General features: G+C 33.1%; 20 protein-coding genes and 1 tRNA gene. 7 read left to right on the plus strand and 14 right to left on the minus strand.

The annotated features are described in order from the left end of the window. Nucleotides 1-29: 29 nt before the first annotated feature. The 6 genes from H2650_RS06255 to porU all read right to left on the minus strand — a co-directional run bounded on the left by H2650_RS06255 (nt 30) and on the right by porU (nt 10,347). Complete coding sequence (locus H2650_RS06255) at nt 30-1,877, minus strand: hydrolase/aminopeptidase (protein WP_188049901.1); 1,848 nt, start codon at nt 1,875-1,877, stop codon at nt 30-32. A gap of 88 nt (nt 1,878-1,965) precedes the next feature. Beyond that, nucleotides 1,966-3,606, minus strand: a complete 1,641-nt coding sequence (locus H2650_RS06260; RefSeq protein WP_188049902.1) for a pyruvate dehydrogenase complex dihydrolipoamide acetyltransferase — start codon at nt 3,604-3,606, stop codon at nt 1,966-1,968. Between the two features lie 5 nt (nt 3,607-3,611). After that, nucleotides 3,612-4,610 (minus strand): pyruvate dehydrogenase (acetyl-transferring) E1 component subunit alpha, encoded by a 999-nt coding sequence (pdhA, locus tag H2650_RS06265; RefSeq protein ID WP_188049903.1) that lies wholly within the window; start codon nt 4,608-4,610, stop codon nt 3,612-3,614. A 136-nt stretch (nt 4,611-4,746) separates the two neighbouring features. Beyond that, nucleotides 4,747-5,229 (minus strand): cytidine deaminase, encoded by a 483-nt coding sequence (gene cdd / locus H2650_RS06270; RefSeq protein WP_188049904.1) that lies wholly within the window; start codon nt 5,227-5,229, stop codon nt 4,747-4,749. 72 nt (nt 5,230-5,301) lie between these two features. Beyond that, on the minus strand, nt 5,302-6,483 hold the full coding sequence (gene porV, locus H2650_RS06275) for a type IX secretion system outer membrane channel protein PorV (protein WP_188049905.1): 1,182 nt from the start codon (nt 6,481-6,483) through the stop codon (nt 5,302-5,304). A 33-nt stretch (nt 6,484-6,516) separates the two neighbouring features. Beyond that, on the minus strand, nt 6,517-10,347 hold the full coding sequence (gene porU, locus H2650_RS06280; protein ID WP_188049906.1) for a type IX secretion system sortase PorU: 3,831 nt from the start codon (nt 10,345-10,347) through the stop codon (nt 6,517-6,519). 199 nt (nt 10,348-10,546) lie between these two features. Between porU and gldJ the strand changes: the two genes are divergently transcribed. The 3 genes from gldJ (at nt 10,547) to H2650_RS06295 (ending at nt 15,169) form a co-directional block, all read left to right on the plus strand. After that, complete coding sequence (gldJ, locus tag H2650_RS06285; protein WP_188049907.1) at nt 10,547-12,232, plus strand: gliding motility lipoprotein GldJ; 1,686 nt, start codon at nt 10,547-10,549, stop codon at nt 12,230-12,232. 62 nt (nt 12,233-12,294) lie between these two features. After that, a complete protein-coding gene (gene murF, locus H2650_RS06290; RefSeq protein ID WP_188049908.1) occupies nt 12,295-13,581 on the plus strand; it encodes a UDP-N-acetylmuramoyl-tripeptide--D-alanyl-D-alanine ligase in 1,287 nt (428 codons plus the stop codon). Between the two features lie 130 nt (nt 13,582-13,711). After that, on the plus strand, nt 13,712-15,169 hold the full coding sequence (locus H2650_RS06295; RefSeq protein ID WP_188049909.1) for an NAD(P)/FAD-dependent oxidoreductase: 1,458 nt from the start codon (nt 13,712-13,714) through the stop codon (nt 15,167-15,169). Between the two features lie 30 nt (nt 15,170-15,199). Here H2650_RS06295 and H2650_RS06300 read toward each other — a convergent pair. The 7 genes from H2650_RS06300 to H2650_RS06330 form a co-directional block, all read right to left on the minus strand. Continuing rightward, nucleotides 15,200-15,274 (minus strand) — tRNA-Val (locus H2650_RS06300). 89 nt (nt 15,275-15,363) lie between these two features. Then, nucleotides 15,364-16,584: a folylpolyglutamate synthase/dihydrofolate synthase family protein gene (locus H2650_RS06305; protein ID WP_188049910.1), complete on the minus strand. Its 1,221-nt coding sequence runs from the start codon at nt 16,582-16,584 to the stop codon at nt 15,364-15,366. 59 nt (nt 16,585-16,643) lie between these two features. Beyond that, nucleotides 16,644-17,441, minus strand: coding sequence for an energy transducer TonB (locus tag H2650_RS06310; protein ID WP_188049911.1), 798 nt, complete (start codon nt 17,439-17,441; stop codon nt 16,644-16,646). Nucleotides 17,442-17,471: 30 nt separating this feature from the next. Further along, nucleotides 17,472-17,864 carry a biopolymer transporter ExbD gene (locus H2650_RS06315; RefSeq protein ID WP_188049912.1) on the minus strand — a complete coding sequence of 131 codons (393 nt, stop codon included), beginning with the start codon at nt 17,862-17,864 and terminating at the stop codon, nt 17,472-17,474. Between the two features lie 2 nt (nt 17,865-17,866). Continuing rightward, on the minus strand, nt 17,867-18,571 hold the full coding sequence (locus H2650_RS06320; RefSeq protein WP_188049913.1) for a MotA/TolQ/ExbB proton channel family protein: 705 nt from the start codon (nt 18,569-18,571) through the stop codon (nt 17,867-17,869). Between the two features lie 207 nt (nt 18,572-18,778). Next, a complete protein-coding gene (locus H2650_RS06325; RefSeq protein WP_188049914.1) occupies nt 18,779-20,005 on the minus strand; it encodes a Glu/Leu/Phe/Val dehydrogenase in 1,227 nt (408 codons plus the stop codon). A gap of 86 nt (nt 20,006-20,091) precedes the next feature. After that, nucleotides 20,092-20,676, minus strand: coding sequence for a chalcone isomerase family protein (locus H2650_RS06330; RefSeq protein ID WP_188049915.1), 585 nt, complete (start codon nt 20,674-20,676; stop codon nt 20,092-20,094). A 596-nt stretch (nt 20,677-21,272) separates the two neighbouring features. Between H2650_RS06330 and H2650_RS06335 the strand changes: the two genes are divergently transcribed. Beyond that, nucleotides 21,273-22,412, plus strand: a complete 1,140-nt coding sequence (locus tag H2650_RS06335; RefSeq protein WP_188049916.1) for an acyl-CoA dehydrogenase family protein — start codon at nt 21,273-21,275, stop codon at nt 22,410-22,412. Nucleotides 22,413-22,712: 300 nt separating this feature from the next. Here H2650_RS06335 and H2650_RS06340 read toward each other — a convergent pair whose 3' ends face one another. Then, complete coding sequence (locus H2650_RS06340) at nt 22,713-23,291, minus strand: GNAT family acetyltransferase (protein ID WP_188049917.1); 579 nt, start codon at nt 23,289-23,291, stop codon at nt 22,713-22,715. A gap of 129 nt (nt 23,292-23,420) precedes the next feature. On the opposite strand from H2650_RS06340, the gene H2650_RS06345 reads away from it, so the two are divergent. From H2650_RS06345 to H2650_RS06355, 3 genes are all read left to right on the plus strand, one after another. Continuing rightward, nucleotides 23,421-24,098 (plus strand): SDR family oxidoreductase, encoded by a 678-nt coding sequence (locus tag H2650_RS06345; protein ID WP_188049918.1) that lies wholly within the window; start codon nt 23,421-23,423, stop codon nt 24,096-24,098. A 13-nt stretch (nt 24,099-24,111) separates the two neighbouring features. Further along, entirely contained in the window at nt 24,112-24,714 is a 603-nt protein-coding gene (locus H2650_RS06350; protein ID WP_188049919.1) for a SprT-like domain-containing protein, read from the plus strand. A 102-nt stretch (nt 24,715-24,816) separates the two neighbouring features. Continuing rightward, nucleotides 24,817-25,269, plus strand: a complete 453-nt coding sequence (locus H2650_RS06355) for a hypothetical protein (RefSeq protein WP_188049920.1) — start codon at nt 24,817-24,819, stop codon at nt 25,267-25,269. Nucleotides 25,270-25,273: the final 4 nt, after the last annotated feature.

The following is a 25,273-nucleotide window of genomic DNA, read 5'->3' on the forward strand; positions in this document are numbered from 1 at the left end:
GAAATATGTTACGTGTAAAACTTTGCTAACTATTTAAGTAAGCTTTCAACGCTTTGAATAGTTGTGGCGTGATATCCTGATTTTGCTTTTTCCAAAATCTTTTTTGCCCAAATTTTTCCTTCTGAAGTTTTTACCATTTGTTTGTAAAGCGTCATTAATGATCCAGTTCTACTAGTAGCAATCATAAACTGTTCAATTGCAGGATAAGCAATTGTATATTGACTGCGCATTGCAGGCACAAACCATTGACGTTTAATTACGAAATTCCCATCTTTAGTAAAGTTAAATTCGGCATCAATGTCGGCCATTTCTTTAGGCGTAATATCTTCAGGAAGATAATCTATAAAATGTTGCTTCTCTGTAGTTGATTTTATTTTTTGACTTAATCCTTTAACACCCGTTTTTCTCCAACTTTTTTGAATAAGATCTATTGCATTAAAATCTTTAGAAACTGATGGAACTATATTTGTTGGTATTCCGGGTTTATATATCCAGTCTTCTGCTTTTATTTTATCAGCAAGTACTTTGTCATTTTTGATAAGATTTTCATTTAAATAGGCAATAAAATCTTCTGTGGTGATTGACTTAAAAGCATGCGCATCAAAATAATTTCTGATGAAAATATCGAACTTTTCACGACCAACTGCCTGCTCGATTACCTTTAAAAAATTATACCCTTTTTCATAAGGAATTTCACTGATTCCATCATCTGGATTTCTTCCAGCCAAATCTACTTTAAGACGAGTATCAGGATTTGTAATGCCAAATTCAAGCATACTATCATCAAGCACTTTCCGAGTTAAAACATCTTGCATTTCGGATTCTTTTTTTCCAAAAATGGCTTCGCCAATGCGATGTTCTACATAAGTTGTAAAACCTTCATTCAGCCAAATGTCATCCCAAGTAGCATTTGTTACTAAATTACCACTCCAACTGTGACCTAATTCATGCGCTAATAAACTCGTCAACGAACGATCGCCTGCAATAACACCAGGAGTTAAGAATGTCAAATTTGGATTTTCCATTCCGCCATAAGGGAAACTTGGAGGTAAAACTAAAACATCATAACGTCCCCAACGATACGGGCCGTATAGTTTCTCTGCTGCGGCGACCATTTTTCCTAATTCGGCAAATTCCCAAGCCGCTTTTTTTAATACGGATGGTTCGGCATACACGCCAGTTCGGTTATCGATAGATTTAAATTCAATATCACCAACGGCAATTGCCATTAAATAAGATGGAATTGCTTTATCTTGTTTGAAAGTATAAATTCCGGTATCGTTTTTTTGCTGTGGATTGATGGCGCTCATTACCGCCATTAAATCTTTAGGAACCGTAACTTTTGCATTATAAGTAAAACGAATTCCTGGTGAATCTTGACAAGGAATCCAAGTGCGTGACCAGATGCTTTCTCCTTGAGAAAATAGAAATGGTTTGTTTTTATCTGCCGTTTGCTGTGGAGTTAGCCACTGCAATGCAACAGCACCTTTATTTGTATGGTAATAGATATTAACTTTTGTAGTGTTTGGTTCTATGGTTATATGAAGCGGTCTTCCGTGTAATTCAACTTCTTTTCCAAGTTTAAATTGGGTCTCTTTTTCTTCGTCACCCAAAGTTATTTTTGTAATAGTAAGTGTATTTTCATCAAAGATAATTTCTTTTCCTTTGCTTACATTGTCAATTTGCCAAGATGCTTTTCCTGAAATTGATTGGGTTTCAAAATTTACATTAATATCAAGATCTAAATGTTTTACAACTGCCAGATTTGGTTTAGAAAAAGTATGTTTGTCAGTAACAATTACATTCTTTTGAATATTGTTTTTTTGCTGGCAAGCAAGAGTCAACATAAATAAAGATAGAATAAATAATTTTTTCATAGTGATGAAGGTTAGTTAGCGATTCTTAATTAAATAAAAAATCCCGTTTTGAAACGACAAAACGGGATTTTAATATGAAATATATTGATTATGCCAACATAGTTATTGGATTTTCGATGTATTGTTTTAATGTTTGTAAGAACTGTGCTCCAGTTGCTCCATCGATAGTACGGTGGTCACAAGCAAGAGATAACATCATTGTGTTTCCTACAACAATTTCTCCATTTTTAACAACTGGTTTCTCAACAATCGCTCCTACAGAAAGGATTGCAGAGTTGGGTTGGTTGATAATAGAATTGAATTCAGTGATTCCAAACATTCCAAGGTTCGAAACAGTAAATGTACTTCCTTCCATTTCTGTTGGTAGTAATTTTTTGTTTTTTGCTCTTCCTGCAAGGTCTCTTACGTTTCCGCCAATTTGTGATAAACTCATTGCATCTGTAAATTTTAATACAGGAACTACTAATCCATCCTCAACAGCTACGGCAACTCCAATGTTTACATGATGATTGATGATAATTGCATCTTCTCTCCATTGTGAGTTTATTTTTGGGTGTTTTTTTAATGCTAAAGCACAAGCTTTGATTACCATATCATTAAAAGATACTTTTGTATCAGGAAGGCTATTGATAATTGCTCTTGATTTCATTGCATCGTCCATAGTTACTTCGATCACTAAGTTGTAGTGAGGTGCGGTAAATAAAGATTCAGCTAAACGTTTCGCAATGATTTTACGCATTTGCGAATTTTTTATTTCCTCAGTAAATACTTCTCCAGCAGGAACAAATACTTTTGCAGCAGGTGTAGTAGTAGTTTCTGTTTTAGCAGGAGTGGCAGCTTGTGGAGCGGCAGTTGCTGGAGTAAAGTTTTCGATATCGCTTTTTACGATACGTCCGTTTTCTCCTGAACCTTTTACTTGATTTAATTGGATTCCTTTGTCGCTAGCAATTTTTTTAGCCAATGGAGAAGCTAAGATTCTTTGTCCCTCAGTTGAAGGTTCCTGTACAACAGGTTCGGCAGTTTTTTCTGTAGAAACTACTTCTTTTTCTTCCGTTTTTGCTGGAGCTGTTTGTGGTGCTCCACCAGTTTTATGATTAGCGGCAATTGCGCTTACATCAGTTCCAGCTGGTCCGATGATCGCTAAAAGGCTATCAACTGCTGCAGTACTTCCTTCTTCAATTCCAATATATAATAAAGTACCTTGGTTGAATGATTCAAATTCCATTGTTGCTTTATCCGTTTCGATTTCAGCAAGAATATCTCCTTCGGAAATTTTATCACCTACTTTTTTTAACCAAGTAGCAACAGTACCTTCAGTCATTGTATCACTTAAACGAGGCATAGTAACTACTATTACTCCTTTAGGAAGTGCTTCGCTTGTTGGAGCTGCAGGAGCTAAAACTTCTTCTTTTTTTGGTTCAGTTGCTGTAGGTGTAACGGCTGTTGGTGTTGGTGCAGCATCTCCAGAAATTAAGGAGGAAATATCTTCACCTTCTTTTCCGATGATAGCTAATAGTGAATCTACTGGAGCAGTTTCACCAGCAGGAATTCCTATGTATAATAATGTCCCTTCATTGAAAGACTCAAATTCCATCGTTGCTTTGTCGGTTTCAATTTCAGCAAGAATATCTCCTTCTGAAATTTTATCACCTACTTTTTTTAGCCAAGTTGCTACTGTTCCTTCCGTCATAGTATCGCTCAAACGAGGCATTGTTATTTTGATTGCCATATTGATTATAGTTTATGAGGTATAAAAGGATAGTTTTCTTGTTCGTATACTACGTCGTATAGTTGTTGAATTGGAGGGTAGTCTGATTCTTCAGCGAATGTTGCACATTCTTCTACTAAATCTTTTACTCTTTGATCAATTGCTTCAATTTCTTCTTCGGTAGCGTATTTTTGATCTTTAATTACATCTAAAACTTGTGTAATTGGATCTATTTTTTTGTATTCTTCTACTTCTTCTTTAGAACGGTATAATTGCGCATCTGACATAGAGTGACCTCTATAACGGTATGTTTTCATTTCTAAGAAAGTTGGTCCATCTCCGCGACGTGCTCTGTCGATTGCTTCGGTCATTGCCTCAGCAACTTTTACAGGATTCATTCCGTCAACGGGTCCACAAGGCATTTCATATCCTAATCCTAATTTCCAGATGTCAGTATGATTTGCTGTTCTTTCTACAGAAGTTCCCATTGCATATCCATTGTTTTCTACAATAAAAACAACTGGAAGTTTCCATAACATAGCCATGTTGAAAGCTTCGTGTAATGATCCTTGACGTGCTGCACCATCACCAAAATAGGTCATTGTTACACCGCCAGTTTCAAAATATTTATCAGCAAAAGCTAATCCTGCACCTACAGGAATTTGACCTCCTACAATTCCGTGTCCACCATAAAAACGGTGTTCTTTAGAAAAAATATGCATGGATCCACCCATTCCTTTTGATGTACCAGTAACTTTTCCTAAAAGTTCAGCCATTACTCGTCTAGGATCTACTCCCATACCTATTGGCTGTACGTGATTTCTATAGGCAGTAATCATCTTGTCTTTTGTCAAATCCATTGCATGCAATGCACCTGCTAAAACGGCCTCTTGACCATTATATAAATGTAAAAATCCTCTAACTTTTTGTTGGATGTATAACGCGGCAAGTTTGTCTTCAAACTTTCTCCAAAGTAACATATCTTCATACCACTTTAAATATACTTCTTTTGTAACTTCTTTCATCTGATTTTTTCTTTTGCTAAAGTGTTAACAACTTGTGTTTAATAACGCAAAATAGTTTCCTTCCACAAATTTGCGAAATGCAAAAATAACACATTCCAACTTAGAACTAAAATTTAATAGGTTATTTTTAGATTTTTTACAAGAATTTTTTATCAAACATAAAAGGGAGTAAGTTTTTTAAAGATTCCGATTTATATATCGATCCGATTTCTCCCATGAAATAAATTTCTATAGGGGTTTCTTGACGAATTTCGTATTCTGCAATCGATTGTCTGCAAGAACCGCAGGGCGGTATAGGGGCTTTAGTTTGGTTCGTATCTGAAGCTGCTGTAATTGCCATTTTTAATATTTTGGCATCTGGGTATACTGCTCCTGCATAAAAAATAGCTACTCGTTCCGCACAAAGTCCAGAAGGATAAGCTGCATTTTCTTGGTTAGAACCCAATACTGTTTTTCCGTTATCTAGAAGAATAGCAACACCCACTCTGAAATTTGAATAGGGAGCATAGGCATTTTTTCTGACTTCAATTGCTTGCGCCATTAGATCTTGTATTTCATTTGGAAGTTCTTGAACGTTTTCAAATGATGTAAACTGCGTTGTAATTGATATTTGTTTCATGTTTATTGAGGAAAAAAAATCCAAATTTCATAGTGTTGAAATTTGGATTGTTATTTATGAATAAAATCTATTTTAATATTGGTCGTATTTGTCTCCAAAATTAAAAGTAAGTGAGAATCGTAAAGTATTTTCTAATGGGTTTTTTACTTTTGAAGAAGAGAATAAATAAGATACATCTACTTTTACTACATTGTATTTGAAACCAGCTCCCAATGAAAAGAACTGTCTGGCTCCTTTTAATGGACTTTCATGAAAATATCCTAAACGCATGGCAAAGGAATCTTGGTATAAATATTCGGCACCAAGAGCATAAGTGAACTCTTTCATTTCTTCTTTAATTCCGTCAGGAGCATCTCCAAATGATTTGAAAATCCCTGAAGTCCAACCTATGGAACGATATTCTTCATTATTTTTTGCCAATAATGCTATTTCTTCTGAACCTGATATTACTCCATCTCCGTTAAGATCGCTATTTTGTGGAGTGGGAACTAATAGTTTATTAAATTCAACATTTAAAGATACTTTATTGTAGTCATCTAAAATAAAATCAAATCCAGTTCCAATTTTTAAATTTGCAGGTAAGAAATTCTTATTCAATTCGTCTTTGTCATAATTTATCTTTGGACCTAAATTCTGAATATTAAACCCAGCTCTCCATCTTCCGTTAAATTCGCTGTAGGCGATTTCTTCGGACTGATAAAAACCGGCTACATCCACAGCAAAAGAACTCGCCGATGATGTATCATTATTTTCGTTAATGAATTTTAAATTAGAATTTATAAAACGTCCCCCAATAGCCATTGAGAACTTCTCGCTTAATTTTAAAGAATAAGAACCATCGATAGCAAATTCGTTTGGTGATACTGTAGCAAAATCTTCATTGACGTCTCCATTTTGACGAAGCTCAATATCTCCTAAACCAAAATATCTAATGCTGGCAGCAAAAGCACTTCTTTCGTTTAGCTTATTGTAATAGGTAAGTTGCGCAAGCGATATGTCATTTACTAAGTCAGTTAAATAAGGCGTGTAGCTTACTGAAAAACCTTGTGCATCTGTTGAAAAAGCATATTTTGCTGGATTCCATTGCTGAGAAAAAGCATCTGCAGAGGTTGCAACTCCCATGTCACCCATACCTGCTGCTCTTGCATCAGCCGCTACTAGTAAAAAAGGAACTCCAGTAGATATTGTTCGGTCCTGAGCTTTAGCAGAATAAATGATGATAAAATAAATGAGAATAAATATTTTTTTTTTCATTTTTAAAGTAATGTTAATAGTGCAAATATAGTGTTAAAGTATAACAAGTTTTTCAAATTTTTCGCTTTTCATATTGGTCAAGGTAGATTTTACAGTTAGTTTGTAAATGTAAACACCTTTTCCTATTTTGTCTCCAAAATCATCTCTGCCATTCCAAGTTATCTCTTTAGATAAGAAGCCTTCTGTGTTTATAATTTGATTTCTAGTCCAAACTATTTTACCGGTTATTGTCATGACTTGAATTTGAACTTCTAAAGGTTCGTATGGCTTGTTGTGAGTGAACCAAAACTCAGTATAGTTTACAAATGGGTTGGGATAATTTAAAACGTGCGTTAATGTTATTTTATCATCTCCTGCAACTACAAATTGTATGTCTGCAGTTACGGGATTGTTGTATACATCCCACGCTTTGAACGTTATTGTATGTAATCCTGGGGTTAATTTTCGCAAAGGGAAACGCAAGGTACCCTTAGTAAAATCATCTAACTTTGTTTGAAAGTAATCGTTTAATACAAAAGGATTGCTACTATCTCCATCAAGTATAGCAACGATATCATGACCTATTCCGCTGGCTGTATTAATTCCGTTTTCATCCTCAAGATGCGCAACCAAAAAAGGCGATTCATTGGTTGTGCCTCCAGAAACAAAAGTTTCGTCATTCATATATAACTTAACTCTTGGACTAATATTGTCTGCAACTGCATTTTCATTAATTCCTCCTATTTTTATAGTGGAGTCATAACCTGTTGCATTCTCTAATTCATTATTTTTTTTAGCATAAAAACTTATTCTTCCGTTTGCTAACGGAATTCGAATATCTCTTGGTACTACAAAACTAAATTCAAATTGACCATTTTTAACAGATGCGTTGCCTCTAAATATAGTTTCTCCTAAAACATCAAAATTTATTGCGGGACTGTATCCATCATTATTGTAAGTTGTTCTTTTTATGTTTTTATCAAAGATAGTTGTTGCTATTTCGCCGCTGTAATTAGTCAATAGATTGTTGTTTTCGTCTGTAACTTCACCGGATAATTTGGTTTTAGATAATGATTTTAAATTATCTATTGATTGAGATATCGGTATATCATTTACTTTCGTTAATCTAATGTTTGGTTTAGGCAATGCCAACATTAATGCAGGATCGCCAATGTAAAAAACAATATTACTAGATGAGTTTGGGTTGCTGTTTTTTGAAATTCTCAATGCCTCTGCAATAGAAGTATATTGGTTAGACTGATATGATAATAAGTTTTTAGACAAAAGATCATTAAAGTTTTCTGCGCTAGTTTGACCTATAGAACGAATGGTTGTAATCATGGCGATAGCTCCTCCTTTGGGATTCCAATAAGTATACTCGCCAGCAGTTGGCCTAAATGGATTATCAAAACGAGAAAATTCACAAGTGAGGGTTATGAATAATGGATATTTGAATTGGTTTTTCAAATTTTGTCCGTCTATTTTTTCCCAAACTCTTTCGGATGCTAAACCGTCCTCACCACCATGACCTAAATAATTAAAGATAAGTGCGCCTTTTTCAAATGCATTATAAAAATCAGTTCTTACTTTTGGATAACGGTTTCCGCCTGCAGAGGATTCTTGAGAGTAGGAGTCTAAAAATATTTTATTTACATTTAGAAAAGGTTTTTCAATAGAAATTTTGGTTGCTAAATTATCTTGTCTAGCTTGTAAAGTAGCATCCGAAGCTATATCAGAATCGTCGGCAAGCAAGTAGATATTGTTTCGCCAGCTTCCATAAGATCTTATGTCGTGGTATTCAATAATCTTATTTACCATTTCATCTGCTTGTTTTAAATCATTTACAAGCATTCTGCCTACTGCAATATCGATTCCTCCAAAATAAGAAGTAATATTACCTTCATTAGCATCCATTAGCCCGTAGAAATCATCCGATGCAAACGAAGATTCTCCAGTCGAATTACTGTTTAAAGCATGGTAGATAGGAACGACATTGGTGTTATTGGGGATTCTATTTTTAAAATCATAAGAGGCATCTCCAAAAAGATTAATGTATTTAAGTCTTTTATCATTAGACGAAGCATTTTCATATACATATTTGATACAATTACGAATTGCAGCTATATCTTGTTTTCCAGATGCAAATTCCTGGTATATTAATTCTAAAGGAATTACTTTGACATTCAAATTAGAGTGATTGCGATGAAAGTTGGCTAATTTTTCAGCTTTTGAAACTAAAAAAGTGGGTGAAATAATTACATAATCAATGTCTTGAAATTGTCCTTCACTGTTTTTAAATAGCGTTCCTTTTAAATTTTGATTTGCAATTTTTGATTTAGCTTCTTTCAATGGCGTGTAAAAATCATTTTCGTCTAATGCAATATATTTTTTGCCATCAGCTAGATTTGATTTAAAATCAAAAGTACTCTGATTTGGATTTTCAATTTTTGTTATGTTGTAAGGATCGCTTATTTCCCAAACTTGATGTATTGTTGTTGCATTTGATAGCACATAATTTACAATTCCATTCACAGAACCAGATTGTTCGTATTGAAAATGAAATTGCTTTCCATAACCTTGAAGCTTTCTTTTACCTGTAAGTCTGATATTGTCTAAAAAACCTTTAGAGCCCGGAACACCATTATTGTTGTATTTTAATTTTATTTTTATGTTTTCTTCACCCATGAATGACGTATTGTTAGGTAAAGAGGAGGAAATGAATTCAATACTAGAATTGTTATTAATTGGAGGAAACGAAATTGAGCCTAAATTGGTTCCATTGGCTAGTATCTCAAATGATGTGGGTGTATAGGCTGCTGATGCTGCAGTTAACATTATTTTTACTGGAATTGTAGTGTCGATATTTGGAAAATAGAACTGAAACTCTTGTTCGTTTTTTACTTCAAATGATTCACCAAACCATTGTCGCCCTAAACGAGCTATATTAATAAGGTCTAGCTCATGAAATTGATAATCATCAAAACTAGTTACATTTACATCGCTATTTCCTGATGGCGGAATGTATGGATTTATTCTCTTTCCGTTTTCTCCTTGGGTATTAATATAATAATAGGACTTATTATCATACAAGTTGATGTTTGTTTTGCTTTCTTGGTTCCACGTATCAACTCCTTCTGCGTAAAAAAGAATATAATCTTCGTTGTTAAAAGTGCCGTCGTTTTCTCCAACAACTTGAATTGCATTTTCAACTATATCGTTTGGGTAATATGTGTTATTAGATAAGGGAAGCATTCTTCCTCCATTACCATAAATTTTAATTTTTCTTGGATTTAGGTTTGCAACGTCAATGCCTAATTGTTGCAGGAAATTTTTAGATATTTTATAAACCCCTGATTTTTCTATATAAAATCTAAACCAGTTTCCACTAGACAAAACCGAATTTGAAATAGGATTAGAAATAGTGTTAACTCGACCAGCGGTAAAACTGTTGTTTTCTATTATATAGGAGAAGGATTTTACTCTTTTTAATCCAAAATCATCTTTAATAATAGGAGAAATAGACAGAAAAGCTTGGTTGATCCCTCTTGATTTAGAGATGTTTAAAACTTCATTGGTGCTATTTGGTATGTTTTCAGAGGTTAAATCACCGAGTTGCTCCTTTGTAATTGATTCGTAGGTTATATTTGAGATCGTTATTTTTGCTTTGTCAAAAGAGAATGTATCTTTTAATTTAAAAGTAAAAAGTAATGTTTTGTTTGAAGCCTCATAATGGAAGCCATCACCTGTAAACTGAGGGATTGTGACTTTAAAGTCCCCATAAAACATCTCTTTTTTTTCTAACCAATCGATCGAAATGTCCCCTTTTATTTGAGTAAAACCAAGAAATGGAAGCAGTGCTATTAATCCAGAAAATAAATTTTTCATTGCTTTTTTAACGCGATTAGTAGTCTGTTATTATTAATTCGTAAAAATAAATTTTTTAGTGTAATTTTAAATAATAATTATTATAAATTTGCACCGTATTAGATATTATAATGTTAAAGTTAGAATTATTAAAAAATTTTGATGCTATTAATTGATAATTGTTATATTGCGTCACTAAAATTATTACCTACTAAAGAGTATGAAAGCAAAGAGAATTATGGGCATGCAGTTGTTACTGTCAATCATTTTGATTGTTGGTTTTTCAAGTTGCAGTAAAAAATCCAGTTCAAAGAACACGTCAAGAGCAACGGGTTGGAATATGGATGGTAAAAAAGGCTCAAGTAATAAAAAGCAACAAGCAGGACCAGGTTTGGTTTTTGTAGAAGGCGGTACTTTTACAATGGGTAAAGTACAAGATGATGTAATGCATGATTGGAACAATACACCAACTCAACAACACGTTCAGTCTTTTTACATGGATGAGACGGAAGTAACTAACTCAATGTATTTAGATTACTTAGAGTGGTTGAAAAATGTTTATCCACCAACAGAAGAAAATTATAAATACATATACGAAGGTGCATCACCAGATACTTTAGTATGGAGAAATCGTTTAGGTTACAACGAAACGATGACTAATAACTACTTAAGACATCCTTCATATGCTGAATATCCAGTAGTAGGAGTAAATTGGATTCAAGCAGTTGAATTTAGTAACTGGAGAACACAGCGTGTAAATGAAGCATTACTTGAAAAAAATGGGTATCTTAAAAAAGATGCTAAAACTCAAGATGTAACTGCGGATAGCAACTTTGACACTGAAACGTATTTAACTTCACCAACTTCTTCTTACGGAGGAAATGAAGAAATTGTTTTAAAAGGAGGTAAAGGTGGTAAAAAAGCGCCAAAAGCTAAGAAAGACGGAACTGTTGTAGAAGCAAAAAATGTTTATGCACAACGTTCTTCGGGAATATTACTTCCAGAATATAGATTGCCAACTGAAGCAGAATGGGAATATGCTGCTGCAGCTGCTGTTGGGCAAAGAGAATACAACATATATAAAGGTCAAAAGAAATATCCTTGGTCTGGTGCTTATACTCGTTCAAGTAAAAGAGCGAATAAAGGAGATCAATTGGCTAACTTCAAACAAGGTAATGGAGATTACGGTGGTATTGCAGGTTGGTCTGATGATGGAGCTGATATCACAAATGAGGTTAAGAAATATCCAGCAAATGATTTTGGTTTGTATGATATGGCCGGTAACGTTGCTGAATGGGTTCAGGATGTTTACAGACCTATAATTGATAATGAAGCTAATGACTTTAACTATTTTAGAGGAAATCTATATACCAAGAATAAAATCGGTGCAGATGGTAAAATAGAAATTGTTACTAAAGATAATATGCAGTTTAAAACTTTAAGTAATGGTAAAAAAGTTGCTACAAGTTTTCCAGGTCAAATTGCTCAAGTTCCAGTTGATGAAAATGAAACTTATTTAAGAACAAACTTTGATAAGAGTAATAATATCAACTACAGAGATGGTGATAAACAATCTACTAGATATTATGATTTTGGCGAATCAGAGTCTTCTGATGATAAAGCTAATGCTGATAAAATCATGTATAATTCTCCTAAGCATAATGTTACAACTGACAGTTTAGGTAGAATGGTTAGAAAATATGACAACTCTAACAAAAGAACTACATTGATTAATGATGAATCAAGAGTTTATAAAGGTGGTTCTTGGAGAGACAGAGCGTATTGGTTAGATCCAGCTCAAAGAAGATACTTTCCACAAGATATGGCTACAGATTATATAGGTTTTAGATGTGCTATGTCAAGAGTAGGACCTAAAGCAGATAAAAAGAGATCAGTAAGAAATTAAATTATATAATAAAAAAATAAAAGCCCTTTCATTAGGGCTTTTATTTTTTTAAAACTTTTCAAATGGATATTAAATACATTCATAGTTTGTTTTTAAAATGTAGCAGTGTTTCTATAAATACGCGTAACATTCAAGCCAATTCATTATTTGTTGCTATAAAAGGAGATCGCTTTGATGCTAATGTATTTGCTCAACAAGCTTTAGAAAAAGGGGCTTCTTACGTAATAATTGATGACCAATCTTATTTTATTGATCATCGAACAATTTTGGTTAAAGATAGCTTGAAAGCGTTACAAGAGTTAGCTAAGTTTCATCGTGATTATTTAAAAATACCTATAATTGGTCTTACAGGTAGTAACGGAAAAACGACTACAAAAGAATTGATAAATGTAGTCCTATCAAAAAAAATGAATACCAAAGCAACGGTTGGTAATCTCAATAATCATATTGGAGTTCCCTTAACTCTACTTTCGTTTACCTCTGAAGCCGAAATCGGTATTGTAGAAATGGGGGCAAATCATCAAAAAGAAATTGAATTCTTGTGTGAAATTGCAAAACCTGATTTTGGTTATATTACTAATTTTGGCAAAGCACATTTAGAAGGATTCGGTGGTGTTGCAGGAGTTATTCAAGGTAAAAGCGAAATGTATAAGTATCTTTCTGAATGGGATAAACTTGTTTTTATAAATTTGGAAGATTCAATTCAAGTTGAAAAATCTGACGGATTAAGAGTATTTACTTTTGGGGTGGAAAAAAGGAATGCAGATGTGAATATTACTTCAGTTAAAGCAAATCCATTTGTTGAGATTTTCTTTTCTGATTTGGTTATTAAATCCCACTTGATCGGATTGTATAATGCAAATAATATTAACGCTGCATTAACTATAGGTAAGTATTTTGGAATTTCAGATAAAGAAATTAAGGAAGCTATTGAGAGTTATATTCCTGAAAACAATAGATCTCAATTGTTAACTAAGGGTACAAACAAAATCATTTTAGATGCTTATAATGCTAATCCTAGTAGCATGGTAGTAGCCATTGAAAACTTTATTCAGTTAGAGAATTCAAATAAGGTTATGATATTAGGAGATATGTTTGAGTTAGGTCAAGAAAGCTCTAAGGAACATCGTGCTATTATAAATATGTTATTAAATGAAGACGAAGTAAAATGTTATTTTGTTGGTTCTGCTTTTTATGAAAATAAAATAGAACAGCATCATTTTTTTTATTTTGAATCTTTTGAAGATTTTTCAAATAGTATTTCTGAGCATACATTTGCAAATAATTCTATTTTGATTAAAGGATCTAGAGGAATGGCGCTAGAACGTACGTTAGATTTTATTTCATAAATTATATAAATTTAGTTTTAATAAATGCCATCACAATTTTGTTGATGGCATTTTCTTTAAAATTTGTATTAAGATTAAACACTGAGTTTAATTTATTTAGGATTAAGTTTCAATAAATAATTGTTATTAAGTGGGTAAAGTAGAAAATAAACAGCAATGTTGGTCCACTTGTAGTGAATGTCATGGGCGTGGTAAGAAAAGTCGTGGGCTTAGTAAGAAAGTAAAGCACGATTACTTAATTGCATTAGAGAAATTTGAAAAGTCAGACAGACAGGGTGTAGCTCCTTCTCAACCAAAAGGTCATTTGTATTCTTGTCTGAATTGTGGAGGATCAGGCTTGATTCCTTCTCTTGATTTCCCAATAGCCGATAAAGAAAAATTTCCTCATGTAGCAATTATTGGAGGTGGTATTGGCGGAGTAGCTTTAGCTGTTGCGTGTTTGCATCGGGGTATTCCTTTTACTCTTTATGAACGAGATTTGAGTTTTGATACCAGATCACAAGGTTATGGGCTTACTTTGCAGCAAGCGGGAAAAGCAATAGAAGGATTAGGTATTTTCTCATTAGATGAAAAGGTAATTTCAACAAAGCACATAGTTCATACTACAGATGGTAAGATAATCGGTGAATGGGGCGTAAGGAAATGGACGCCTTACAATGTAAAAGCAAATCCCAAACGATCTAATATGCATGTATCGAGACAAGCTTTGAGATTAAAGTTATTAGGCCAACTTGGAGAGGAAAATTTTGTCAAATGGGGATATCAATTGATTGATTTTAAAAAGTGTGATGATGAAAGTTATGAAATAAACTTTGAAGTTGAAGGGGAATTGAAAAAGATTAAGGCTGATCTAATTGTTGGTGCCGATGGTATTCGGAGTAGGGTTCGTAAGTTACTAATTGGAGAGCAACGATTCCCATTGCGTTATTTGGATTGTATGGTAATATTAGGTATTTGTTCATTAAGCGCTCTTAAAGAACTTGATAGTCCGTTATTAGATTCAGCTACTGTATTTCAGACTGCAAATGGCACTGATCGAATCTATGTCATGCCATACTCTTCAGATTCGGTGATGTGGCAACTAAGTTTTCCAATATCAGAGAGTGCAGCTAAACTTTTAAGTGCTCAAGGTTCTCAAGCGTTAAAAGAAGAAGCTTGCTTGAGAACACATTGGCATGATCCTATTCCTCAGATTGTATCTGCTACTTTAGAATCTCAAATTTCAGGATATCCGGTATACGATCGCGAATTGCTATCGTCTGAGATTTTAGAAAAAGCCGGAGCAATTACTCTTATAGGTGATGCAGCACATCCTATGAGCCCTTTTAAGGGGCAAGGAGCCAATCAAGCCTTGATTGATTCACTTTCGTTAGCTAGAGAAATTGCAAAGGCTTGTAATGCATCAAAAGAATGGCGTAAAACGGACATTAGGAAAGGTATATTGAATGCATTTGAAGAAGAGATGTTAGAGCGCACTGCTATTAAAGTAAAAGGTTCAGCACTTGCTGCAGAATTTTTACATTCTGAAATTGTGCTTGATACAGGTGATGCTCCTAGAGGTAGATTAATTCGAAAAAATAGGGCATAAAAAAACTCCTTAATTTCTTAAGGAGTTTTGTGGGCGATGAGGGGTTCGAACCCCCGACCCCCTCGGTGTAAACGAGGTGCTCTGAACCAGCTGAGCTAATCGCCCTATTTTTGCAGTTTGACAAATTTCGTTGCCGTTATTGCGTGTGCAAATATACGCCACTTTTTTAATTGTGCAAGAAAAAAATAAAAAAATTACAATATTTCTGCTACTACAAAAGTGCTTCCTCCAATGTAGATGAAGTCAGATTCTAAAGCGCTTTGTGTGGCTTTTTTGTAAGCTTCTGAAACAGAATTGTATACTTCTCCTTTTAGTTCATAAGTGTCAGCTTTCTGTTTTAAAATAGAAGCTTCTAATCCACGAGGAAGATTAGGTTTACAGAAATAATAAATTGCTTTTTTAGGAAATAAAGGGAGTATTTCCTCTAAATCTTTATCATTTACCACTCCTAAAACAATATGCAAGTTGTCAAAAGTTTCTTTTTGGATTTGATTTAATGCAATTTTCAGCCCGTCTTTATTATGTGCTGTGTCGCAAATTACTTTTGGAAATACTCTTAATTGTTGCCACCTTCCTTGCAGTCCTGTATTTCTTACCACATTTAAGAATCCAGATTGAATGTTATCTATACTTATATTGTATTTTTTTTCTTGATTTAAAACGTTAATAGTTTGCAAAACCGTTCTCTTGTTATATAATTGGTAATCGCCAAGTAGATCAGAAGGATAGGTATTAGAAATTAAATCAGAGGCAAAGTAGATTTGGGATTGGCATTCTTTGGCTTTAGCCAAAAACACAGGTTTTGTTTCATCGGTATATTCTCCAATAATTACCGGAATTGATGGTTTTATAATTCCGGCTTTTTCAAAAGCTATTGAGGCGAGTGTGTTTCCGAGGAATTGAGTGTGATCTAAACCTATATTAGTGATAACGGAGATAAGCGGAGTAATAATATTGGTAGCATCCAATCTACCGCCCATTCCCACTTCAATAATTGCTATGTCTACCTTTTCTTTTGAAAAATAATCGAAAGCTAATCCAACAGACATTTCAAAAAAACTAAAAGCTTCTTTTTGAAGGTAAAATTTGTGTTGTTCAATAAAGGAGCAAACAAAATCTTCAGAAATTTCTTTACCATTTATCTTAATTCGTTCTCTAAAATCTTTTAAGTGCGGTGAGGTATATAAGCCAACATTATAACCAGCTTCTTGTAGTATAGAAGATAACATATGGGACGTAGAGCCCTTACCATTAGTTCCAGCTACATGTATGCATTTTAATTTCTTTTCAGGATTGCCTAAGTGATCAGATAATAATAAGATATTAGTTAAGTCTTCTTTATAAGCAGATGCGCCTTGAGTTTGATACATTGGTAGTTGTGCAAACATCCAATGAATGGTTTCTTGGTAATTCATGAGGGTTATAAATAATAAAAACTCAAAGATACTTGAGTTTTTATTATTTATAGTTATGATTATTCCCCTATTTTAAAATTAACCGTTATGAAACCAATTTGGGTTTCAGGTGCTTTTGGATCGGGTTGCCATTTATATTTTCGTGCTGTTGCTAAAGCAGGTTCTACTAAACAAGGATTAGTATTTGTTGTTCCTTTAGTGTACTTAGCAGCAATAACATTACCATTTCTATTTACAGTGATTTGAACTACAACGGTTCCGAATTCATTGCATTTTTGAATTTCTTTTCCTCTAGTACTAATGCTTCTACCATTTAATCCCCAACCACTTCCGTTGCCGCTACCACTTCCTGATCCATAATAACTGTTGGCGTATGGATTACCGTTTATGCTTCCTTTATCACCTGCAACATCGTCATTTCCTTCACCACCTTGCGCTTTCCCATCTGATTTAGGGCCATTTATTAAACTTGATAATGCATCCGAAGTGCTTTTTGAAGGTTTCGGAATTTCTTTTGGTTTTGGTTTAACTTCTTCTTTGGCGGCTTCTTTAGTTGGTTTGTTCTTTTTTGCTTCTTTTATAACAACAGCTTCTTCAACATCCTGTGACAAGATTTCCTCATTACTAGCCGCAGCCTCTTTTGCAGCAACTGCTTTAGGTGCAGACTGTATTGCTTCTGTTGGCTGAATGTTTCCTGAACCAAATTCGGTTGTCCCAAAGTTAATTGCGATTCCATTCTCGGGAGGTGGATCTAAAGAAGTTAATCCTAAATAAAAGAACAAAATAAATAGAATCACAAAAATGGTTGATGTGATTGCAAATGATTTTTTTTCTTCTTCTGTTTCTATGTATTTCATGTAGAAAAATCTTTTTTAAGACTGCTAAATCTATTTAGGCCTCACTGCTAAAACAACTTTAATTTGATTTCTGTTTGCTATATCTAAAACATTAACCGCTTTTTCGATAGGTACACCTTCTTCAGCTCTTAAAATAATTGCTTTTTCTTTATCTGCAGAAAGTAAGGATAATAATTTTGATTCTAATTCGGTTTCGGATACGGGTTCTTTATCAATAAAAAACTCCAAATCCTTATTTATACTTACAGAAATATTTTTATTGCTATCTGTTTTACCTTTTGCTTTTGGGAGAACTAAATCTAAAGCATTAGTCGTTACCATTGTTGATGTTAGCATAAAAAATATCAGTAATAAAAACACAATATCGGTCATGGATGACATATTGAATTCGGCGCTAACTTTATTTCTTCCTCTTAGATTCATAATTATGCAGGGTCGTTTAATAAGTCTAGAAAGTCAACTGCAGTGGCTTCCATCTGGTGAACAATTTTGTCTGTTTTTACTACTAAGTGATTGTACCCAACATAAGCAATAATTCCCACTACTAATCCTACTACAGTAGTTGTCATGGCGGTATAAATCCCTTCAGAAAGTGCACCTACTTCTATTTGTCCTCCAGAACTGGCCATTTTATGAAAAGCCTGAATCATTCCGACTACAGTTCCTAAAAAACCAGTCATTGGTCCTGCTCCAGAAATAGTAGCAAGCATGCTTACATTTTTTTCAAGTTTGTAAATTTCAAGTTTTCCTGCATTTTCAATAGCCGTATTAATGTCGTCTAAAGGTTTGCCAATACGCGAAATACCTTTCTCGATTAATCTGGCAACAGGCGATTTATAGTGAGCGCATGCTATTTTAGCGTTGTCAATACGTCCGTTTTTAATGTTGTCTTTAATTTGAGACATAAATCCAGGATCAATTTTGGAAGCAGCATTTATAGCCATTAATCTTTCAAAATAGAGGTATAAAGCAACGAAGAACATTAAGAATAAGGAGGTCATAATTATTTGACCTGCTAATCCTCCGCTAGTTAGTAATTCGATTATAGATAAAGTTTTTTCAACAGGGACTGCATCAACTAAACCTTCTTTTGCAACAGATAAGCTGTCCGCTTGTAACAATAGACTCATAGAAATTTTATTTATTATGAAAACGCTAATATATTATAAAAATTGCTATTAATTAATATTAAAATTAACGTTCAAAATATTTTTATAGCTTTTAATTTATTTTATAAAAAAAAAGCCAGTTTAATACTATTGTTTCAAACAATATGTATCAAACTGGCTCGTTTAATTATAGTTTAACAACGATTAAATCGAAGATAATCAATAGGATTATACTAACTGTTTTAAAGCAATTTCGAAAGCAGTAGCACTAATATTTGTTTTTGAGCTATTTAAAGCATACGTCTTTTTCATAGCATTTTTGATCGTTTCTGAGGTATCCTGAAAAATTGCATCATCTGTCATTTCTACTCTTTTCTCCATGAAGTAAGCAAAAACACGAGCCATTCCACAATTAGAAATAAAATCAGGAATCAGACTTACTTTTCTGTCTATATCTTCCATTATTGGGCCAAAAAAGATAGCTGTGTCTGCAAACGGTACATTTGCACCACAAGAAATTACTTCAAGACCATTAGCGATTAAGCTGTCAATTTGAGATTGAGTAACCAATCTAGAAGCAGCGCAAGGAGTAAATATTTCAGCGCCTATAGTCCAGATTTTTTGATTGATTTCTTCAAAAGGAATCATGTTTGCGGCAACTAATTTATTTCCATCCTTAGCAAGATAAAAATCTTTTATTTCTTCAAATGTATATCCATTCTCATTTATTATTCCACCATCTCGGTCGATAATCCCAATTATTTTAGCGCCCATTCCGGCCAAATAATAAGCTGCAGCTGAACCTACATTTCCAAAACCTTGTATAATAGCTTTTTTTCCTTTTACATCACCGCCATAAATATCGTAATAATTGCGTACAGCTTCGGCAACACCAAAACCAGTAATCATATCAGCAACGGTATATTTACGAAGAATATCTGGAGAATATTTAGGATTTTCAATGACTTTTACAACTCCTTGACGTAATTGTCCAATTCTATTGATTTTATCGGCTTCTGTCGGTTTAAAGTGTCCGTTAAAAACACCTTCTTGTGGGTGCCATATACCGCATTCTTCAGTCATTGGAATTACTTCGTGGATTTCATCTACATTTAAATCTCCTCCAGTTCCATAATAACTTTTTAATAAAGGCGAAACAGCTTTAAACCAACGTTGTAAAACTCCTTTTTTTCTTGAGTCACTAGGGTCAAAATTTATTCCAGATTTAGCTCCTCCAATTGCAGGACCAGAAACAGAGAATTTCACTTCCATAGTTTTTGCCAAGGACAAAACCTCATTCATATCCAAGCCTTTTCTCATACGTGTTCCACCACCGGCAGCACCACCACGTAATGAGTTAATTACTGTCCATCCTTCTGCTTCTGTTTCAGCATCTTTCCAATGGAAAACTATTTCAGGCTCTTTATTTTCGAATTTATTCAATAAATCTTTCATTTTTTGCGATATGTTTAATTTACGCAAATATAAAAAAGGAATCGTTCGAATTGCTTAATATTCAAAAAAAACAAAAAAGAATCTTTTTAGAATTTACCTAACAAATCTTCTTTTAATGTTTTGTCTACAGGGTTTTCAGATAACCATATTCCGTAAAATGCTTTTTTAAATTCTAATCCAGTGATTTTTCCTTTGTAGTTCTTGTTCTTAGTAATCCATAACGATTGGTCGTCCGGATTAAAGGCTAGTTCAAATACATCTCCTTTTTTAGTTTCCTCAGTACTCAATAAATCTTCCAATTCTTTAAGTTCTTTAGCAAATTTCAGGATCCCTTTTTCTCCAACTGATTTTTCCATCCCTTTTTCTAAAGCCTTAGACAGTTTTTTTGAAGTAATCAATCCCGATGATACATGTAATGCAATTGCCATTTCAAGTTCACTATCTAAAATTTGTTTAGCATCTTGAGATAAAACGGTTAAGTACAATGCTTGAATGTAAAGTTCAGTAAAAAATTTTGAACGTTGTCCAATTCCATTTAAGGATAATTTTTTTCCTTTAAACTCTAATGTTCTTGGAATTTCAACACCATTAACAACGAATTTGTTTTGAGCAGTTGCGTTAGTAAATTGTAATGTGATAATAATCGTTAATAATGCTACTATTTTTTTCATATTAAGGGATTTAAGTTTTTTATTCAATTTTGAAATCGACCTGCAAATTTACTATAAACTTACAATAAAAGTAATTATTTTCTTTAAAAAAAGTTACAATTGATGAATATGTTTAATTTTAGCTTAAAAAATAAAAAATACTAACTTATATCCCATAAACATTACTAGACTGTAAAATTTATAGACTCATAATTCTTTTTTAATCACCGGGGATTTGTAGTTTTAATATTTCTTTTGAAGAGCTCTAATGTGAATTAGTTTAGTTTTTACCATTTTAAACAACTTCTTTGTATGGGATTATGGAAAAGTATTATTGAAAATTATTGCGAAACAAACGAATTGTTTCATTTAAAAGAAATGAGAAACACTATTTTGTTTGAATGTTTTGTTTAAGAAGTGGATGGCTTATTTTGTAATTATGTTATCAGTTTGGCTTTTAGATCAAATTGTCTTGCTTAATGAGTTGCAATGCAAGGCTTCTTCGATCACAAAGTTTTGTTTAAACAATAGCTAAATTCACGAAATCGTTTGAAATTTGATATTAAATAATTACTTTTGAGGATCAAATTTAAGAACATTTAATTTACAATAATAATATGGATTTTAATCTAACCGAAGAACAAATAATGATTCAACAAGCTGCTAAGGATTTTGCTGTTGCAGAATTATTACCAGGAGTTATAGAAAGGGATGAACATTCTAAATTCCCTACCGAGCAAGTCAAAATGATGGCTGAACTTGGTTTTATGGGAATGATGGTAGATCCAAAATATGGTGGTTCGGGTTTAGATAGTGTTTCGTATGTGTTGGCCATGACTGAAATTGCTAAAGTAGACGCTTCAGCTGCAGTGATCATGTCGGTAAATAATTCGCTTGTTTGTGCAGGTATGGAAAAATACTGTAACGAAGAACAAAAAATGAAATATTTAGTACCACTTGCAAAAGGGGAAGTAATTGGCGCTTTTTGTCTTTCTGAGCCAGAAGCTGGTAGTGATGCCACTTCGCAAAAGACTACAGCAATTGATATGGGAGACCATTATTTGTTGAACGGTACAAAAAACTGGATTACCAATGGATCAACTGCATCTACGTATTTAGTGATAGCGCAAACTGATGTAGAAAAAAAGCATAAAGGAATAAATGCATTTATAGTTGAAAAAGGTTGGGCTGGTTTTGATATTGGACCAAAAGAAAGAAAAATGGGAATTCGCGGAAGTGACACTCACTCTTTGTTGTTTAATGATGTGAAAGTTCCAAAAGAAAATAGAATTGGCGAAGATGGTTTTGGTTTTGCATTTGCTATGAATGTATTGAATGGCGGAAGAATAGGAATTGCGTCGCAAGCTTTAGGAATTGCAACCGGAGCTTATGAAATTGCTTTAAAATATGCTCAAGAACGAAAAGCTTTTGGTAAAGAAATTTTTCAGCATCAAGCAATTGCTTTTAAACTAGCGGATATGTACGTTAAAGTTACTGCAGCAAAATTATTAGTAATGAAAGCTGCTTGCGAAAAAGATGAAGGCAAAGATATTGCACATTCTGGAGCAATGGCAAAATTATATGCGTCAGAGATTGCGCTTGAAGTTGCTAATGAAGCTGTTCAAATTCATGGTGGTAACGGATATGTTGCTGAATATCATGTGGAGCGAATGATGCGTGATTCTAAAATTACACAAATTTATGAAGGTACTTCAGAGATTCAAAGAATTGTAATTTCTAGAGGTTTGGTTTCTTAAAACCTTCTTTTTTATATAACGAAAACCCTTTCTAATTTGGTTAGAAAGGGTTTTTTTTAGTTCTATTTTTTTGTTTCTTTTCAAAGAACAAATACGAAAATCGAAGTTGTAAAACGATTTATATTTATAAAAGAGTCAACCATGAAACTTTATAAAACCATTAAAGGAATTAAGTTGTTTAAGTCTTATGAAACTTAATACTCTAGATGGTGAAAAAATACAATTAATTTAGATCACTTAGTGGCTTCGTGCCTATTAAATATTTCTATGTACTTTAAACGGAAATAAATAATTGTAAATTCAACTCCTACTAAAAACCTTTTGATTCATATCATAAGCTAAAATGTAATATTCATTGTTATTGAAATTAAAATCAGCAATAATGTTCCATTTTAGTTTTTCAGTATGCGCTTTACGAGATGGAATATTCGTTTTATTGATGAATGTTAGACTCAATGGATATTTGTTCATCATGTTTATTCTCATGAATTCAAAGAAAGGAAGGATCAAGCCTTTTCCTCTGTAATCCTTATGAATGCATATTGGGCCGTATTGAAAACTATTTGTTGTTGTAAAACTAAAGTCTAAAAAATTAAGGTCAGTAAGTAATGTTATCATGTGTTCAAAAATCGGCCATTGAGCAAAAAATGTCCAACTTCCCGTAAAAATATAAGCGATAATTTTACCATTGTCTTTTGTAACAAATAGATTTTGGGCTTCAATAACTTCTGTTAATTGAGCGATAGTAAATGGGGTAGTAACAAATCCACCTTTTTTGTCTTCTTCAGTTAAATTAGAAACTAAATATAATTCTTGTAGTGTTAGTACGCCATCGATGTCTTTTAGTGTGGCTATTTCAAAATTTATTTTATCCTTCATTTAATTTTTATTTTTTTAAGCGCGTTGTATCAAAATTAACCAAAATTATAATATTACTCACTCTAAAATCAAAAAACAATCCTGAGTTTTAAGTACTGCTGTTTTGTCAATTTTCCTTATTTTTGCTTTATGAAAAATATTATAATTACAGGAACGAGTAGAGGAATAGGTCATGAATTAGCCCTGCAATTTGCAAATGCTGGACATCAAGTTTTAGCTATTTCTAGAAAAGTTCCACAGACTTTATTGGGGAACAAAAACATCACTTGTCTATCCGTTGATTTATCTAATGAATTGGAACTAGCAAAAGTTAGTGATTTTGTTTCTAATACCTGGAAACAAATAGATGCCATCATTCACAATGCAGGTAGTTTGATTTTAAAACCATTTTTAGAAACAACTCAAGAGGATTTTGAGAACATCTACAAAGTAAATGTTTTTGCTGTGGCTAATTTAACTCGTATTGCTTTACCTTATTTACAAAAAAACAGTCATGTTGTAGCTATTAGTTCTATGGGAGGGATTCAAGGAAGCCTTAAATTTGCGGGACTTGCTGCTTATAGTTCTAGTAAAGGTGCCGTAATTACACTTATGGAATTGTTAGCCGAGGAATACAAAGACCGTGGTATTTCTTTTAATGTTCTTGCTTTAGGATCTGTTCAAACAGAAATGTTAGAAGAAGCTTTTCCGGGTTATCAAGCACCCATTTCTGCTAATGAAATGGCCGATTATATTTATAATTTCACTCTTACAGGAAATAAATATTTCAATGGAAAAGTGTTGCAAGTTTCGTCGACCAACCCATAAAAAGTAATCTGTTTTGAGTGAAACACTAGCAAGATATCTTCCCGAGCATGCTGTAAAACCAGTTTTTGAGTTAATTGTCGCCAATCAAGTACATCTTAAGATCGTCAATGAGCGACAGACACGTCATGGTGATTACCGAAAAGGATTGAATGGCAAGCATGAAATAACAGTCAATTCTAATTTAAATAAATATAAATTTTTAATTACACTGATTCATGAAATTTCACATCTAGTGGCTTTTGAAAAATTTGGACGAAACATAAAACCACATGGTGCAGAATGGAAATATTCTTTCCAACGATTAATGATTCCTTATATTAGGCCAGAGATTTTTCCAAATCATTTATTGCCTTTATTGGCAAGACATTTTAAAAATCCAACTGCAAGTAGTGATACTGATGCAACTTTGGCATTAGCATTAAAACAATTTGACCAACAAAATGATATGAACTACGTTTTTGAGCTCCCTTATGGCAGTGTTTTTAGAATACAGAATGGAAAAGTTTTTAAGAAAATAGCAGTTCGAACTAAACGTTTTGAATGTTTAGAAATTAGTTCTGGGAAAATGTATTTATTTAATCCTAACGCAGAAGTAGAATTGCTGAAAACCAATTAGGCTCTTTTAAAAGTAAATGATTACAGAGTTTTATTTGTAAGAAAAATTTCTAAGTATTTAAATTCATTATATTTGGCTTACATGAATTTATAGCCTCTCAAGATGAAAAAATATTTAATGATTCTTTTTTTACTAGTCACGTTTTGCTTTAGTTATTCGCAACAACGTGGGATTTATTTAATGTCAAAAAAAGGAAATAGACAAACCTATCTACCCGAGAATAGAAGAATAAAAATAACACTCAACAATGGTAAAAAAATTGCTGGACATTTTACGATCCTAAACCAAGACACTATAATTATAAAAGAAGTTGAAATAAATCTTGATTCTATCATAAAAATTAGAAGAGCTTCAAACTTCTCTACTATATTAACACCTATTTCTGTAGCAAACGGTAGTGTTTTAGCTATAGTTGGTACTATTTTATTGAATTCGGGTAGTTATCTCGCCTCTGTAGGAACTGTTCCTCTTATTTATGGTTCTGTATTCATTATTGTGCCTTTAATAGGAAAAAAACACAGCAGTAAAAACTGGAATTATAAAATTGAAAACTAAATTA

This window comes from Flavobacterium sp. GP15, from assembly GCF_014281985.1.
Lineage (GTDB): Bacteria > Bacteroidota > Bacteroidia > Flavobacteriales > Flavobacteriaceae > Flavobacterium > Flavobacterium pygoscelis.

Coding starts and splice junctions, on each gene's coding strand:
- H2650_RS06255 (WP_188049901.1), bottom strand. CDS start 1,877: ATGAAAAAATTATTTATTCTATCTTTATTTATGTTGACTCTTGCTTGC.
- H2650_RS06260 (WP_188049902.1), bottom strand. CDS start 3,606: ATGGCAATCAAAATAACAATGCCTCGTTTGAGCGATACTATGACGGAA.
- pdhA (WP_188049903.1), bottom strand. CDS start 4,610: ATGAAAGAAGTTACAAAAGAAGTATATTTAAAGTGGTATGAAGATATG.
- cdd (WP_188049904.1), bottom strand. CDS start 5,229: ATGAAACAAATATCAATTACAACGCAGTTTACATCATTTGAAAACGTT.
- porV (WP_188049905.1), bottom strand. CDS start 6,483: ATGAAAAAAAAAATATTTATTCTCATTTATTTTATCATCATTTATTCT.
- porU (WP_188049906.1), bottom strand. CDS start 10,347: ATGAAAAATTTATTTTCTGGATTAATAGCACTGCTTCCATTTCTTGGT.
- gldJ (WP_188049907.1), top strand. CDS start 10,547: ATGAAAGCAAAGAGAATTATGGGCATGCAGTTGTTACTGTCAATCATT.
- murF (WP_188049908.1), top strand. CDS start 12,295: ATGGATATTAAATACATTCATAGTTTGTTTTTAAAATGTAGCAGTGTT.
- H2650_RS06305 (WP_188049910.1), bottom strand. CDS start 16,584: ATGAATTACCAAGAAACCATTCATTGGATGTTTGCACAACTACCAATG.
- H2650_RS06310 (WP_188049911.1), bottom strand. CDS start 17,441: ATGAAATACATAGAAACAGAAGAAGAAAAAAAATCATTTGCAATCACA.
- H2650_RS06315 (WP_188049912.1), bottom strand. CDS start 17,864: ATGAATCTAAGAGGAAGAAATAAAGTTAGCGCCGAATTCAATATGTCA.
- H2650_RS06320 (WP_188049913.1), bottom strand. CDS start 18,571: ATGAGTCTATTGTTACAAGCGGACAGCTTATCTGTTGCAAAAGAAGGT.
- H2650_RS06325 (WP_188049914.1), bottom strand. CDS start 20,005: ATGAAAGATTTATTGAATAAATTCGAAAATAAAGAGCCTGAAATAGTT.
- H2650_RS06330 (WP_188049915.1), bottom strand. CDS start 20,676: ATGAAAAAAATAGTAGCATTATTAACGATTATTATCACATTACAATTT.
- H2650_RS06335 (WP_188049916.1), top strand. CDS start 21,273: ATGGATTTTAATCTAACCGAAGAACAAATAATGATTCAACAAGCTGCT.
- H2650_RS06340 (WP_188049917.1), bottom strand. CDS start 23,291: ATGAAGGATAAAATAAATTTTGAAATAGCCACACTAAAAGACATCGAT.
- H2650_RS06345 (WP_188049918.1), top strand. CDS start 23,421: ATGAAAAATATTATAATTACAGGAACGAGTAGAGGAATAGGTCATGAA.
- H2650_RS06355 (WP_188049920.1), top strand. CDS start 24,817: ATGAAAAAATATTTAATGATTCTTTTTTTACTAGTCACGTTTTGCTTT.